Annotated in this window: 2 protein-coding genes; both read right to left on the minus strand. The window is 36.0% G+C overall.

What is annotated here, in order from left to right:
* Positions 1-117: 117 nt before the first annotated feature.
* Complete coding sequence (locus SLW70_RS16110) at positions 118-18024, minus strand: hypothetical protein (RefSeq protein WP_320889683.1); 17907 nt, start codon at positions 18022-18024, stop codon at positions 118-120.
* Positions 18021-18365, minus strand: coding sequence for a hypothetical protein (locus SLW70_RS16115; RefSeq protein ID WP_320889684.1), 345 nt, complete (start codon positions 18363-18365; stop codon positions 18021-18023). The genes SLW70_RS16110 and SLW70_RS16115 overlap by 4 nt, the downstream gene beginning before the upstream one ends.
* Positions 18366-18455 lie beyond the last annotated feature (90 nt).

An 18455-nucleotide genomic window follows, 5' to 3' on the forward strand; every position in this document is an offset into this window, starting at 1 on the left:
TAATAAATCATTTAATAATCAAATTGTTATTTGTAAAATTTGCAGTTTATCCGTTATTTGCAATTAATCTAAATAAAGGATTAAATGCAAAATACATCGACAAACCGCATGTTTGTTCTATTTTACAGCATTAAAAAGAACTTTATAATTTGTACTGAACCACTCATTTTGTAATTTAACCAAAATCAAACCTGTAGGTAAATTCAGATTTAATATATTAACAACAGAAGATTCAAGTCCTTTTTTAAGCAATAATTTCCCTGTAACATCATAAATAACTAATTCTGTCGGTACATTTACATGCTTTAAATCCACAATTAAATCATTCTCTACTGAATAAACATAAGGGGTCAATTGACTTCCTAAAGCACTATCTATTGGTTTAAAATGCAATACAAAACGATTCTCATTATCCGTTTGAGTCGATTTAAATCGGTAAAAATCTGAACTAGAAACGGGTACAACTTTCTTTAATAATTTGTCTTCTAAATAAACTTCACTAAATTCTTTTGGATTATAAGTGTAGTTTAATTTATAAAATCCATCGATTCCTGCTTTAAATGCTAATGGTATCGAACTATTATCTATGTAATTCGTAAAATACTTAACTGAAAGTATCTCTTTACCGCTATTTAAATACAAACTTGGAGCCGAAGCAACAGGGCTAAATAATTTTGAAGCCCCCATTTCGTTAGTATTATTTCCAAATTGCATCAACACCTCATCAGCACTAGAATTTGCTTCTGATTGAACCGTTACACGAAATAAATTATCTGATGTTAATACATTTTTTTTCCAATTTGACGCGCCTGTATGTACTCTTACGGAATTATTAAAACCTAAACTTCCGTTAGTAGCTGTCTTAACAAAAAAACCTTGCATTGGAGCGATGTATCTTGTAATTGAATTGGTACCAATACCTGTAGCCGAATTACAAACTCCATAATTATTTACAGCTGGATTCCACACCCACATATCATATCCGCTTCCGCTCGGGACTAAATCTGTTCGACTCCAACCTGATGGATGCTGCCAGTCAACTGAGGACGGATAAGGATTCCCAACTAAATTGAAACCTTCTAAATCAACAAGCGCACTATCAACAGTTGTTGTCTTGGTAATTGGGTAGGCCAAAGAACCGTTATTTAAAGTTCCATTAAATTCCTTTGTTGGATTTAAAGCTTGAAATGAATACAAATAACCCCGTCCAACAGTAAAATAAGGCGATGGATGTACAGAATTCCAATTCCCTACTGAAGTTGTTTCAAGTTTGTATTTCCAGCAGAAAGTAGGTTCATTCCATAAATAGGCATCATAACCTGTTCCGTTTCCATAAGTCCCAGACGGGGTCCAATTTCCTGAAATACTTTGATTTGAAACTGGTGATGATAGAAAATGCCAATCTTCGGCATTCCCACTTATGTATCGCTCCACTGTGGCAGAAACATTGTTTGTATGGTGTAGTAATGAAGCGGTACCACTAGCATTCGATTTTAAAACTATTCCATTTGTGCCTACTGTATTAGAAATAGTACCGTCAATAGATAGTGTTTTACTCGCATTTACTGTTATACTAGAGGCATTCATTACAGTCATTCCTCCTAATACAACGCTATTTGCATTTAAAATGTTTGTCGCATTGCCTGAAAGATTAAGATTTCCATTGATCTGAATTGGATTATTCACAGTCGTGGACACAGTACCAGACATGCCTAAATTACCTTGAATTTCCATTGCACCGTTTGGCAATGTTTTAATGCCTGTTCCACTCAAATTTAAATTATAATAATGAGTATTTGTTGGATTTGGCTGTGCCACTGTTTGGTCTCCTCCGTTATAATCTAGGGTAGATCCATTTAATGGCAAACTGTTTATAGTACCATTATTTGTTAATGTCCCAGCAATACCCACATAGGCAGAAGGAAGCATATTCAAAGCATTACCCGTTGGAATCACCACATTATAAAAATTAGTTGTTCCTTCGATATCTGCATTGGCATTAGTAAAAGTAACAGTACTAGAATTTGAATTAAATACACCTCCAAGGTTTTTCCAAGAACCATCCGCACCCACTATGGTCAATGATGCATTGGCAGGTGCATTCAAAATAGCTCCATTTTGCAATGTCATTTTTAGAATGGTGACATTAGAGGCTAAAGTAGGATTATTGGGTACCGAAGCTGCATCAGGAATCACTACTATAGAATTAGCACTTGGAATCGTCTTTGGAGTCCAATTATTTAAATTCCCCCATACCGTACTGATGGAACCATTCCAAATTAAATCAAATATCGTACTTGAAGCTAACGTATTTTCCAAGTTTCCAAATGTAGTTGGAAAGCTAGAAATGAAGATATTATTTATTGTTACCCAATTGTTCGTCGAATTACTTTCCGAACTACCCCACTCATGCGCTCCATCTGGTAATTGTCCGTTGGCACCAAAAGTCCAATGCACCAAGTTATTTTTTGTATTTCCGTTCAACTCACTATCGAGATAATGAGTAGTTACTGAGGCGATACAATCCACCCCACCTGTTTGCACAAAATCGTAAATACGCTTGATTGGAGTTGTCAAAGTTTGCCAAGTTGGAGCGGTTCCAATTTGGATTTTCACTTTTAATTCTGTTGGATAAGTCCCCCCATTCTCGAAAGAAACATAAGTATATTGATTACCAAAAGTATAATTAACATTGGCATTAAAACTTGTACGTCGAACGATACCAGTTACATCACCAACTCCCAGGGTTGTTCCTAAAATCCCCATGGTTAAATTTTTTAAATTTGCTCCATCGTATAAATCCAAAATACCTTTGGTTGCAGAAGGATTAGCTGCTTGTAAATTTAGAATCTTGTTTACAGTTATATCACCTTCTGAAGTAAGTCCTCCAGAGCCACTAATCGTAAGATTAGTAATACCACTACTAAAAGTACCACTAGGCAAGCTAATTGGGCTTGAATTATGAAATACTAACGTATCACCTGCTTCACTGGCATCGATACTTCCACTTACTTTAGTAAAACTGTTTCCAGCCATTGTAAAGGTGGTATTATTCAATTTCAGATTTCCTAAAGTTAAGCTTAAAGCATTGTTTACCGATAAATTCTGATTGGAAAGACTTAGAATCCCATTGCGATTTAACGTTAAATTTTGGATTGATGGATTAGAGGTAAACAAATTGGTCGAAAAATTTATATTGCCTGTTCCAAATACATTTAAAGATGAAAGGGAAGTTGCATTTAATTTTCCGTTAGTAGCAATTAAACTCCCACCGATACCCAAGGTATTGGTATTAATAATAATTTGTCCTTCTGTTAAAGTTAGAGAGCCATTTACACTTGTATCCGTAGCTAAATTTACATGAGCAACATTATTGACCACTAGGTTTTCAAATGTAATTGGTGTTGAACCTGAAATTGCCTGAGCAGTAAATCCATCCAACGTTATTGTACTACCTGTAGTTGTAAATGTCCCATTTTTAATAATATTTCCTCCAATGTTATGTTCATTTGAACCACAATTGAAGGTGGAGCCAGCACCGACTGTAAGATTACCACCAATTATTATATTGTTATTAGCAGTCACAGAAGCAGTACCTGATATTTGTAAATTTCTTAAAACTGTTAAAACAGATACTGGCATCGTTTTCACACCTGTACCACTTAATATTAAACTAGAATATCTATTGGTCGCTGGATTAGGAATTACGACTACTTGGTTTCCTCCATTATATTCCACAGTTGTTGAAACTCCAGATGCCGTTGACCATAAGCCATTATTATTCATCACCCCTTGTATTTTCATATAACTACCATCAGTCATATATAAATAAGCATCGTTGTCAATAGTGATATTATTAAAACTTGTTGAACCTGAAAATTTAGCAGCTTCATTTTTAAAAATGACAGTACTAGTTCCTGAATTAAATGTTCCTCCTTCATCTGCCCAAGCTCCATCTCCCCCCACAACGGTAACTGTCGCATTGGCTGCGGAATTGACAATAGCTCCGCTCTTCATATTCAAGGTTTTAATTTTAGTAATAGTTGAAATTTTCGGACTATTGAGCGTCGAATAAGCATTAGGAATTATGATGTTTGTAAAATCAGATGGCCCTCCATTTGGTGTCCAGTTAGTAGGTGTTGTCCAAGACGTACTCACTGAACCGTTCCAAGTAAGGGTCTCTAACTCTGTAAGTCCTAATGAAAGTTGTAATGTTCCAAATGTAGCAGGGAAAAAAGAAACGTCGATATTGGTCAAATTAACCCAGTTTTCATCAGAATTATTATCAGAACGACCATGTTCAAAAAAGGTACCCGATGGGGTACGATAAGACTGGAACAATAATGAATTTTCATTATTTCCATTTAATTCGGTATCTAGATAGGCTGCTGAAATAGTAGCAGCTGTTGGCAATAATTGATTGGCCCCAGTTTGAATAAATTCATAAATACGTTTAATACTATTAGGCCTCCAACTAGAAGCCGTTCCAATACTCATTTTAACACTTATAGATGTTGGTAATGGGTTTCCATTATTTTCAAAATACAAGGTTGCGTTTTTATTATTAAAAGCATAATATTGATTGTAAGTCATACTAGTCCTTTTGACAATTCCCGTTACATCACCATCTCCTATTACAATAGCATTAGCTCCTAAGGTAATTGTATTAGCTCCTGTATCTAAACTTCCTTGCGTGCTGGAAGGATTGACACTGCTTAAATTTAAAGTTTCTGTAATTGTAAAACTTCCTTCCGTTGTAACTCCATTAAGATTATCAATAGTAATATAAGGCACTGCATCACCAACAAATGCTCCATCTGGAATAGATTGCGATTCATCAGCTTGAAAAATAAGTTTCGTTCCTGAACTTGAAGCATCAATTTTGGCTCCATCGGTCAAGTACAAGCCACCTACTAGGGTCAACTCATGACCATTAGTAATAAAATTATAGGTACTTTGATTATTGACAATACTTCCTACTGTCCTATTCATATCTAAAACACAATGATTCAAAGGTGCAAGTGCAAAAACTACAGAGGCTTCTTCTAATGGCACAGACCCTGCAGACCAGTTGGCAGCCGTACCAAAATCATTACTTATGGTTCCTAACCAACGGTTGGCATTAAATTCCCAAGAACCTATATTAGGAGGATTTCCTCTGGCCGTCTGGCTATAATCCAGAATTATTCCTGTACCATATACTCCATCCATTGAAGCTCTAAGTTTGTAATCAACTGCTGCATTACCACCAGCTAGTATAAATTGCGGGTCTACAATGGTACTATTACTATCTTTTGAATTGACAACAGGTGTAGAGAGTTTATCCGAACCATTGTAATACCCCGGAACTCCCCCAACCCCAGGTGCATAATAATTGTTATAATCTATTGTTAAATTATTTCCGCCATTGTAGTTGAGATAAATACCATAATGCAAACTAGAACCCCCAACGGTAGAACGGAAATTCGTAAATATATTATTTCTAAGGTCTCGCGTATTTTGTTTGTTATTCTCATAAAACGCATAGGATTTATTAGTAGCTCCAACACCTAAACTACCTCCTATATAAACCGTGTTGAAATAGACATTCGAATCACTTCCGCTAGTTCCTGGACTATAAATTCCATAAATAGTGGTCTGGGTATTTGAATCCAAGGTTATGATATTATTCGCAAAAGTAGTAGCGCCGTTAATGATTCGTATCCCATAAATACTAGCATCAATAGTTGAATTATGTACAGCTAGGTCATGAATAAAATTCCTGTTCACCAAGTTTGTACCTCCTAATCCATTAATACGAATTCCGGTTACATAACCCGAAAAAGCCGAATTAGTATTAGAGAGGTTATAAATATTACTTTCTGTTACTGTTGCATTACCGGTAGTTCCGTTCATTTCGACTCCAATAACTGAACCAACTGTCGTTTCAATTGAGGCACTTGATAAATTATAAATATTGTTTTTAGTTAAAGTAATTGTCCCTCCTGTACCGTAAACCCCTCGAGTTCTAGAAATTTGGCTACCAGAATATTCGTTTTTTAAATTATAAACTAAATTAGAGGTCAAAGTTGTAGTACCCGAAGATTCTACATAAATCCCAATCAAATCTTGTCCCTCAGTCGCTGAACTTGCTGCGGTACCACAATAAATACTGTTTGGAGTTGTATTACTTCCTATTAAATTAGAAGTAATAGTAGTTAATCCTGCAACTGGGGCTTTATAAATAGCTGCAAAACTATGCGAAGCACTACTAGAGCCTAATAAGTTGATAGAACCAATGTTGTTTTTGGATATCGTATTTGTAGCAACACTTCCAATATAAATGGCATACGATTTCGCGTTGACAGAAGAGGTTACGACTATCGAACCTGTACCTGTGGTTGCACCAATTGTATTTGCAGTAACAGTTCCAATATTTACCGCTCCATTATTGACTTCTATTCCTCGCCAAGGAGTAGCCGAAGCAGTAGTATAATTCCAGTTTTTGATCACATTGTTTTGAATTGAACTGGCAGTACTTGACCCAACATTCAAATACATCCCTGCAAAAGAATGGGTAGTAAGTGCATTGACCGTCCATGCTGTTCCCCCACTAGAAGCTGCTGTTCCTCCAATAAAATTATTGGTTATTGTAAAATTATTTCCTGCTGTATTATCGATTCGGATTGCTGTGTACCCAATGTTACTCCCCGTTGGGACAAAAGAAGTGGTTTCATAAAAACTATTATTGGTTACCGTACAATCAGACGTAAATGAATTAAGATGTATCGCATTCGAAGCTATACTTCTATTCAGAAAATCATAAAAATTATTATTTCTTATCGTAATAGCATTATTTTCACTTCCACTCGAACCAGCTGAGTACAGTGCGTTTACAGACCTATTCCCAGAAGCATTACTAATGTTACAAAATTCTATACTATTATTATCGTTTCCATTTCCAGATATTGAAGTCCCAATAGACAAAACACCTGAAGTTGTACTGGTTGAAGAACCATAAATATTACAGTACTTTATAGTGTTGTTTTCGGCAGAATTAATCCAACGGATAGTAGCTGTTGATGCAGCAGCTGTACTCGTATTACTAATCGAAAGATTTTTGATCGACCCCGATTGGTTTACCCTTCCATCAATAGTCACATTATCGGCTCCATTCAAATCAATTAGCGGGGCATTGTCAAGGGAACCAGTAATTGTAATTCCAGTTTTGGCAGGAAACATTTTTAAAGTAGTCCATAAACCCGCATTTAAAACCGCTGGTGTGCTTTCGGTAAAACTACCTACAAATGAAATAGTAATATTTTTGGCAGACTGATCATAGGAATTAATAGCTGTAAAGGCCGAAGCTAAATTGATATAAACTCCATTGGTACTATTATGAGCATTTGCAATAACGACATTGGGAGCTTTTCCATCAAACTCATCCGCTCCAATATCAGGGGCTGTACCTGAACCATTCGTTTGTGTTGGAAACCCAGGATTACCTGCCCTAATATCACCATCAAAATCTGTTGTTATACCCGCAATAGCTACTCCTCCACTTTCTATAAATGAAATAGTGTTCGAATTAATTTTCAAAAAGGTATTTTGGGTTCCATCGGTACTCAGAAAATTAGGCGCTTCTGATACAGAGACCTGATCACGTGGTGCAATAGTACCTGCTGTATAAATCCCTTCAGTATAACTTCCAAATGTCTGCGCTGCACTCGTTCCATCAGAATAGATAAGATTACTCGCGCTAGGAACCCCAGCATAAAATAAATTGTTATTAGACAAGTTCGAATAATTTTTTAAAGCATCACTACTTCCTGAGCTTCGAAGAAATGCTACTGTATAACCTGTACCATTAGCAGTAGATTGATTCACAATAATATTGTTTCTCAAGTATAATGCTCCTGTAGTACTTGTTGTATTGGCAGTATGATAAATTCCTGTTGATCCAAAATTGGTTCCACTTGAGGTAGCATTTAGAAAAACAGTATTGAAGTAAATATTGGATTGGGATCGCAATCCAGTATTGGCAATACTTATACCTCTTACAGCATCAGTGGTATTGGCAGCCGTAGCAACTATGTTACCAATTTTATTATTGTATAGGGTTGTAATTTGATCATCTACAGCTCCTGTTACCAGAATCCCATGTACTGCTCCTGATACTAAACTAGCACTACTAGATGAAATAGTATGTATTTTGTTGTTGTACAAATTATTAATTGCGCCACCTGCTATCTCTATTCCACTCACACTTCCTGTCGAAATACCATTGGCTTGTATATTATATATTGTGTTTTGGTAGATGTTTTTTACAGTTCCTCCTGTAGTAATTGCAATCCCTTTTACAGTGGTTGAAAGAGTACCTGTAGAAATAAGCGAATGAATAGTGTTTGAGAAAATACTATCACTTCCCGCCCCTGTAGTTATACCTGAAATTGGGCCAGCAGACGAAATATTGCTAATCGTATTATTTTTTGTTGCATTGTTAGCACTAGAAATATTAACAGTCAATACTGTTATAGTACCTGTTCCTGCTGTCCAATTGTTAAAAGTATTCCCTTCAATAGTTTTAGTAGGATTACCTATTCCAGCATCTGTATTAATCCATCCAGCAATTGTGGCAGAACCATTAATAGTAATATTAGAGAAATTGTTGTTGTTGTTGTTTACAATAACATTACTATTATTAGTTGAAGTTGTGCTACTAAACAAAGTAATTGCCCCACTGGAAGCTGTTCTTGTAAATGCTGTTACAATACTATTGTTATTTATATTCTGAATACCATTGGCTTGCATGATAACATTATTTGTTATAAAATTGATTGCCCCAGTAGTATTCACGCTTAAATTAGTAAACGTATTATTACTTATATTTTGTGATAAAGTAGTAGCAGTATTATTGATATAAGTATGAGCATTCGTTCCTGCAACAGCATAGGTAATACCTTGAATATTATTATTTTGTATACTAAGGTCGGTATTAGCAGTACCATTAGTATTACTAATACCTAAAAGTGTAGCTGCTGAGGCAACTGAGTAGGTAACTAAACCACCATCCGCATTTCCGAGTTGGTTGTTATTGATGTTGATTGCACTTGTAATAGTACCTGAATTGGTTACCCCTGTAAACGTTCCCGTTCTTACAGTATTATTCCTAATAATATTGTTGTTTATATTGGCTGTTGCAAATGCCACAGCATTCACAATGGCATTAAACGCTCCTGTTCCATTATTAGTTCCTGAGATGACACTATTGGAGACGTTTGTTAGTGTACCACTTCCCGCAGTGATAGTCGTGATTCCTGTAAATATCGAAGCCCCTGTACCTCCGGCAGTACATCCAGTAATAGTATTTCCTGTAATGGTTACATCTGTTCCCGCATTGTTTGTTATCCCTGTAAATGAATTTACAAAAGCAGCTGTTCCGGTAACTAAACCTGAAATAGTGTTATTAGTTATCGTCATTGTAGCGGTAGCACCAGAACTAATAGCTACAATAGGTGCTGCTGCTGCTGTTCCAGTAGTCATATTACTAATACTATTATCCGATATAGTACTAGAACCAGTAGTAATAGTCATAACGGTGAGCGCTGCTGAACCGCCAGTCCAATTGCTAAAAGTATTTGAGCTAATCGTTTTATTTAGACTGGTGTTAGAATTAATCCAACCAGAAATAATTGTTGTACCAGTCACGGTAACATTGGAAAAATTATTAGAATTTTGCGTAATTACTGATCCAGGTTGTGACGTTCCCGTCGTATTACAAAAAGTAACAGTACCACCAGCTCCACCTTTATTAAAGGCCGTTACGATAGCATTATTATTCACTGTTTGCACTCCGTTAGCAAACAAACCGCTACTATTGGTTATAAAGGTCACACTCCCTGTTGTATTCACATTCAAATTTGTAAAGGTATTACCGCTGATATTCTGCGATAAGGTAGCGGCTGAATTAACAATATAAGAGTTCACATTTGTACCTGCAACCACATAATTAATCCCTTGTATATTATTATTTTGTATAGAGAGGGCACAACTAACTGCTCCTGCCGTATTACTTATACCATATAAGATTGCAGAATTTGCAAGGTTACTATAGCTAATAAACCCGCCATCTGAATTCCCAAGTTGATTGTTATTAATATTAATAGCAGTTAATACACCACCTGAGTTGGCAATTCCAAATACCTCACCACCAGCAACCGTTTTGATTAAATTTCGAATTATATTTGATGTAATATTTAAATTATTTGCGGCAGCTGTATTTGAAATCCCCTTAATCCAACCTGTTTTTGTTGTTGTACCTGTCGTTATTCCAGTATTATTAATACCAATAATTTTATTTCCACTAATGGTAATAACATCGGTAATCCCAGTATTTAGTATACCATTAAATGAAGAAGTGCTTGTACCAAATACCGAAACATTTTGGACTGTATTATTGTTTATGGAGGTAATTCCTGTGGATGCATTGACAATTCCATTTAGGGTACATACTGAAGTGGTCAACCCTTCTGTTCCGATAGTAATTGAGTTAGGGATTGTTTCACTTCCAATTAAATTGGCGGCTATTGTAAATTGACCTCCACCAAGGGTATAAATACCATGAAAAGTATAACCAATCGCAGCTTCAGTTCCTGGAGTACTAATGTTCCCGATGTTGTTATTTTGAATGGTAACACTCGATGTTGACTTGGCATAAATACCTGTTATTACTCCTGCAGTCGTTGTTGATGTAACAGCGATGGAATCCGAACCTGAAGTCGCTCCAATAGTATTGGCGCTAACATTTACCATTCCTGACAATACAGAAATTCCAGAAAAAATACCAGGCAATGCAGAAGCACTTGAAGTTGTGTAGGAAATTCCAGCTATCGTATTTCCTTGTATAGTTGAAGCAGTTGCATTACTTACAGTTACTTCAATGCCTCGAAATGTATTGGCTACAGCACCAGTATACACTGTAGTACCAGTTGAAGATGTATTTGCGTAACCTATTATATTGTTACTTATTAAATAATTCGAACCAGATGCTGTTAGAATTTGGATGGCCCGTTGTACAACTGCGACTGTTGCTGTTCGTGTTGCAGTCTGGAAAAAATTATTACCACTTATAGTCCATGCAGAACTATTTGAGGCAACAAAAATACCATTAGAAGCTAGAGTTGCACTAAAATAATCGGAAATTTGGTTACCCGATATTGTTATTTCACTATTATCAATCAAAGTAGAACTTCCTGCGGAGTAAATAGCATTTGTTGGTAAGTTGGTTCCTGCAGCACCTATCGTGTTATTAGAAAATATATTCCCATCATTTCCTGTAGAAGTACCTGAACCCAAAACAACCACTCCTGAGGTAGCACTTGTACTGGATCCTTCAATAATACAATTGGTAAAAGTATTGTTTATCGCATCATTTGTAAGACTTATTGCTGTAGCACTTGTTCCGGTATTTGTATTTCTAATTGTTAATGAACTACCACCTGTGTTTAATCCATCAAATATAACATTATCTGCACCCGTTAAATTTATCAATGGGACATTCACGTTACCTGCAAGGACTGCTGCCACTCCAGCATCTGGCTTTATAGTCAATGTATAATTACTAGAACATCCATACAATATTTGATTTAATGTATTTGCCCCAGTCTCCGTTGTATTACTTTTTACAAGTACAACTAAATTACTTGAAAGTCCCTTCGCATTAATATCACTAAATAAACCTCCAGCTCCTGTAAGGCTAGTATAATCACAACCTGAAGTACAAACTGTTTTTGTGTTACTTAATCCTGCTAATATGGTGAAACTATTTATGGTTCCTCCAATAGGGAAAGCTGTAACTGAAAGGTTTACACTTGCAGGTGCTAAAGTAAATGTACCGTTGTTTATTCCAACGTACGGAGATGGAGTTACGATATCTTGGGCAACAACAAAATATTGAATTACACTTCCTGTTGTTACACCACCATTAACCAATGAATAATCGATATTAAATATAAATGGACTTACTGTGTTGCTGGCTTCAACATATTTCCATCCATCAGTGATGCTGGTATTAGTCAATGCAAAAATATTGCTATTGGTTGATTTTTTATAATAAATACGGGGTCTAGTCCCTGCAGTGGTATTTACCCCTGTTGCATCCGTAATGGTGGCCGAAATAGTCTGTGTGCTAGTACAGGATGTATTGGTCAACAAAGTATAGGTTATAGAAGGAGCTGATGAATCAAAACGAGTATAATTACCTTCATGCGCACCTAAGTCTGGAGCAGTAGTACTTCCTGGTACATAACCTGGATTTCCTTGACGAATTTGTCCGGCATAGTCTAAAGTGACACCATCAATAGTTACAGCACCACTTTCTATTTGAGTAGGAACAGTAGCATTGATTCGCATAAAATCGACATTGGTTCCAACCGTACTAATAAATGTTGGGTTCTCTGAAACTGAAGCTTGATCTCGTGGAGCTATGGTTCCTGCTGTGAATACCCCTGTTTTGTAAGCAGCTATAGTTTGAGCTGTACTGGTTCCATCTGCATAAATCAAATTTTTAGCGCCTGGTGTACCTGCATAAAAAAGGTTATTATTAGACGTAGATGCATAATTAGCCAACATTCCTGAAGTTCCACTACTTCTAAAAAAAGCAACTGTTTGTCCCGTACCATTAGCTGTAGAAATATTAACAATGATATTATTTCTTAAATCTAAGGCAGCTGTTGTTGCTGTTGTATTTGAAGTGTGATAAATTCCAGAAGAACCAAAGTTAGTTCCTGTGGAAGTCGCATTTAAGTATATTGTATTATAATAAACATTAATATTTGAAAATGCTCCTGTTGAAATAACACTGATACCCCTCACCGCATTCGCTAAACTCATCGCTGGTGTACGTATGTCACTAATTAAATTATTTCGTATCGATACTGTTTGATAAGCAGTCGCTCCTGAAACTTGAATTCCTTGAACAGAAACTGTCATTGCTGTGCTTGTAGACGAAATATCATAGACTTTATTTCTATAGATATTAATTGCTGTTCCTGTAGAGACAACCCAAATTCCACTAACTGTTCCCGTTGAAATGGCATTTCCAGAAATTCCATAAATAGTATTCTGATAGGCATTTACCGTAGTTCCACCCGAAATATAAATACCTCTAACAGAACCAGTAGTCAAAGTGTTTCCCGTGATTCCGTAAATAGTATTACTGTAAATATTTTTAGTAGTACCTGCTGTTACATTTATTCCTGTAACAGTTGTAGTCAAAGTTCCACTTGAAATCAAATTAAATATGCTATTCGAAAATATAGTATCATTACCCGCAGCTGTTGTAATACCAGTAATTGTCCCAGCGCTTGTGATATTGCTTATAATGTTGTTTTTTACACTATTATCAGTACTATTAATATTTACCGTTAAAGCGGTTATAGTACCTGTTCCCGCATTCCAATTGTTGAAGATATTCCCTTCTATATTTTTAGTAACTAAACCATCCCCTGCATCGGTATTAATCCATCCTGCTATAGTAGCTGTTCCATTAATTGTAATATTAGAAAAATTATTCCCTATGTTATTTACCGTCAAATTGTTGTTACTATTAGCGGCTGTGGTAGTAAATAAAGTTAAAGCACCACTAGAAGCAACACGTGTAAACGTTCCTGAAATACTATTGTAATTAATGTTCTGAACACCATCCGAAGGCATTACAATATTGTTTGAAATAAATATAATGGCTCCAGTCGTATTTACACTTAAATTAGTAAAAGTATTATTAGTTATTGTTTGTGATGATGTAGTAGCTGAGTTAATGATGTAGGTATTGGCATTAGTCCCAGCCACTGAATAAGTAATACCTCTGATATCATTATTTTGAATCGAAAGATCACTATTTATAGTACCTCCTGAATTATTTACACCCAATAAAGTAGCTGAAGATGCTACCGAATAGTTAACTAAACCTCCTGTAGCATTACCCAGTTGATTGTTATTAATAGTAATAGTATTTGTTACTGCTCCCGTATTAGAAATGGCAGTAAATGTACCCGTTGCCACAGTATTGTTTCTGATAATATTATTGCTAATATTTGCTGTAGTAAATGCTACGGAATTCAAAATTGTGTTAAATGCTCCTGTACCCGAATTGGTTCCTGAAATAATACTATTCCCTGTATTTGTAAGCGTCCCACTTCCAGCTGTGACGGTTGTAATTCCTGTAAATACAGATGCTCCAGTACCACCTGCTCTACAGCCGGTAATGGTATTTCCTGAAATAGTTACATCGGTACCCGCATTGTTTGTAATACCCGTAAAAGAATTTGTAAATGCAGCTGTTCCTGAAACTAGATTTGATATAGTATTATTGGTTATGGAAATAGTATCGGAAGCCCCTGAACTTATAGCAATAATTGATGCAGCTGCTGCTGTTCCAGTAGTCATATTACTAATTGTATTATCAGAAATAATACTTGAACCTCCTGTGATTGTCATAACTGTTAAAGCAGCCGATCCTCCGGTCCAGTTGCTAAAAGTGTTGTTACTAATCGTTTTATCTAAACTTGAGTTACTGTTTATCCAACCTGAAATGATTGTTACACCAGATACACTAACATTAGAAAAATTATTAAAACTTTGTACTATTGATGATCCCGGTTGAGATGATGCACCAGTTGTATTACAAAAAATAACCGTACCTCCTGCACCCGATTTAGTAAAGGTCCCGACAATACTATTGCTATTTACTGTTTGAACTCCGTTAGCAAACAAACTATTGCTATTAGCCATAAAAGTAACATTCCCAGTAGTATTTACTGTCAAATTCGTGAAGGTATTACCACTGATATTTTGAGTTAGCGTTGCTGCAGAATTTGAAATATAGGTATGTGCACTAGAACCTGTCACCGAATGGACTATACCTTGAAAATTATTATTTTGAATGGAAAGATCACAACTTGCTGCTCCTCCTGTATTACTGATACCGGCTAATGCAGCTGAGTTAGCTGCTGTGTAAGTTATCAACCCTCCATCAGCATTACCCAGCTGATTGTTATTGATATTTATTGATGTAATAACGGCCGCTGCATTTGATATTGCAGTAAATGTCCCTGTTGCAGCTGTCTTGTTATGTCCTCTAATACTATTCGTATTAATACTTAAAGTTGCGGCAACTGCAGTATTAGAAATTCCAATAAAAGCTCCAGTACCCGTATTAGTACCTCCAATAATACTATTTCCAGAAATTGCTACTGTTGATGTTCCTCCCGAATTGACAATCCCATTATATACTGAGGCACCAGTTCCATAGACAGAGGTGTTTTGAATAGTATTGTTGGTTATAGAAACGATTCCTGTAGCCGCATTACTTATACCATTAAAATTACTTAAAGTTGTAGTAATTCCGTTTATCCCAACTGCAATTGCATTTGAGGTAGTAGTACTTCCAATGGTATTGCCTGCAATCGAAAAGTTTCCTCCTGTTCCAGTGGTATTGATACCATGAAAAGTAAAACCAATCGTTGCTGTTCCTCCCATACTGAAAGCACCAACTTTATTGTTTTCAATAGTTACATTGGCAACCGATGTAGCATAAATTCCTGCAATATAATGTAGTGTTACCGATGATGTAATATTAATGGCAGTTGTTCCCGTTGTGGTACCAATAGTGTTGCCTGTTATGGTACCTACATTAACATTTCCACCAAGTATAGAAATACCACTAAAAATACCTGGAGCAGCCGTTATGGCTGCTGCCGTTACTTTGTTAGTGAGATTAATATTCGAAATAATATTCCCTTGAACATTTGAAGCAGCTACAACACCTACATTCATTTCAATCCCTAAAAAACGGCAATCCACAGACGAATTCGAATCATAAGTAGTAAAACCAGTTTCCGATTCATTGGCAAAACCAATGATATTCGAATTGATATCAAAACCTACTCCTGATGCCGAAATAATATTAATAGCCCTATGCGTGGTAGCAGTAGTTGTGGTAATTCGGGTTGCAGTTTGATAAAATCTATTTCCAGAAATGGTCCAAGCAGAACTATTGGCAGCAACTAAAACACCATTGGAAGCAGTAGTTGCACTAAAGTAATTGTAAATATTATTATTGGATATCGTTATTCTGCTATTATCCGCAACAACTGATGTCCCGTTTGAATATATTGCATTAGCAGGAGTAGTAGCACCATCTTTAATATCACAGTATTCAATTGTGTTATTGTCATTACCAGCAGAAGTACCAGTACTAAAAACAATTAATCCACTGGTTATAGAGGTAGTGACTCCCTGAATGGTACAATACTTAATTGTATTGTTGGATGCATCATTTATAAACTGTACTACTGATCCAGCTGTATTTGTATTAATGAAATTCAAGTTTTTTGTAGCCCCTGTTTGATTTACTCTACCATCGATAATAACATTATTAGCTCCATTGAGATTGATTAATGGAGTTGCTAGATTCCCTGTGATTGAAATCCCAGTAGTGGTAGGATAAATTGAAACAGCATTATAATTTGCACTTCCAGTACCACTACCCAATAGTTCAGCCGTCGCAGTTTCTGTTGTACTCGAATTAAGTTGTATTGTAACCGTTCCATTGAAAGCTCCACCATTTATAGCATCAAAGGCTTCTTTAAGTGTATTGAATGAGGAATAAGGTATTCCTGCTGTGGCATAGACATGAACGGCTGAGGTAAATGGCAACGAACTTCGATTGGTTCCAAACCCCACCAAATAGGCATTAGTAGTTGTTAATGAAGTAGATCCTACAGATGCATGCCTCAAGGCTATATCGTAAGGAAGACCCGCTGTCATTGATGAAACTAATCCAATACTCGTTCCACTAGCCATTTCAGTAGAAGAACTCAAATTACGTGTATGGTCTAACCCATCCAAAACTGTGGTAACTCCTTGTTTTGCAAACAAATCAAATTTTGCATCTATTGCGGCTGATGCACTCAAATTGTATTGGGCTTGCAAGAATAAAGAGGTAGCAGATAAAGGCGTAATTTTGTTGTTGAAAACATCTACAAATGATGCTGTTGCATTTGTAGCAGTTGATTTTGTAGTACTCATAACAGGAAAATAACCGCTATTAGTTCCCAAACCTACCACAACTAAATTACCCGCCTGTGTTTCATAACTGTCCGTTCCAGATACTTTTCTGTGAGCCACTCTAAAATAATAATCCCCCGCAGATAAATTATTAGGTAAGGCCCCTACCATATTAACAATTCCGATTCCTGTATTTGAAGAGGAGCGACTCACTGGATAATTAAAAGTAGTCCATGTACCACTACTACCCAATTTGTACTGTAAAACCCATTCTCCAACTGTCGTGCCCGTACCTGTAGTATTTGCGGTTTGTACCGAAGCAGACACAAAAAAACCACCAGTAGCGGTTGTAGTAATTAGGTCACTATCAATTGCCGAATCAAAAGTATCCGAAGCCATTTCGACTGGAGTACTCAGGGTTTTTACATTGCTTTTTAAAGTATTTGAGCCATCATATAAAGCAACAGCGGTAATCGCTACATTAGTTTCTAGGGTTTGCGCAGTGGTTTTGTGCTGAAATTTATACGTCCTAGTTCCAGTACTAGTCACATCAAAAATATAAACTACCGAACCTATACCATAAGTTCCGGATTGTGTACGTTGTAATTCACCACTCACATGAGATTGGTCGTCTACCAACCTATACGTAGCAATAGCACTTCCTGAAAGTGTTTTTCCCGAAAATGAAGCAGTAACCATAACCTTAGTTCCGGCAGTGGCTGAAATACTTACTGAAGCTCCAGTAACATCAACAAATGAGCTGGATGTCGTACTAATAGGACCTGCATTTGCCGTGGCAGTAGTAAGATTTTGTGACCAACCATTTTGGGTAAACAAACCAAACAAAATCCATAAAAAAACAGCTAAAAGATTGACCTTAGCATTGGAATTCATGATTTTTTTGATGCTTGGTTTATTGAATGTGAAACAACTTAATAGTACTGTCCATACTGTAAAATAAGATAGTCGATGCTTCATGTCAATAGCGTATTGGAAACATCAAATACGTGAATCGTATTTAAACATCTTTTTTCAAAACTATCTAAACAACATAAGTCTATTGTTTTAGAACCATTATACATTTCATTTCCAATGGTATCTTTTGAAAAGTTTAAAATTATCATCTTCCTAATAATATCTAATAATGTAAATGCTCTAGAAAAAAGAGTATCAAAATAAACAGTCTTACAACATTTCCCTAATGAATAAGACAAAACAGCGATAGTAAAAGCACTGCGAAAAGAAATAGTTACACTCCCAATAAATATACAATAGGCAAACAGCCCTGTGAAAATCGCTAGAAAGCAAAAGCTATACATCTTATTACATTTAAAAACGAATCTAAAAGAGAAGGTTTTATGTGCTTTAGAAATAAAAACTTATAGCTACTACATAAATTAAAATCCAAG

It is taken from the genome of Flavobacterium sp. NG2, assembly GCF_034119845.1.
In the GTDB taxonomy this organism is placed as follows: domain Bacteria; phylum Bacteroidota; class Bacteroidia; order Flavobacteriales; family Flavobacteriaceae; genus Flavobacterium.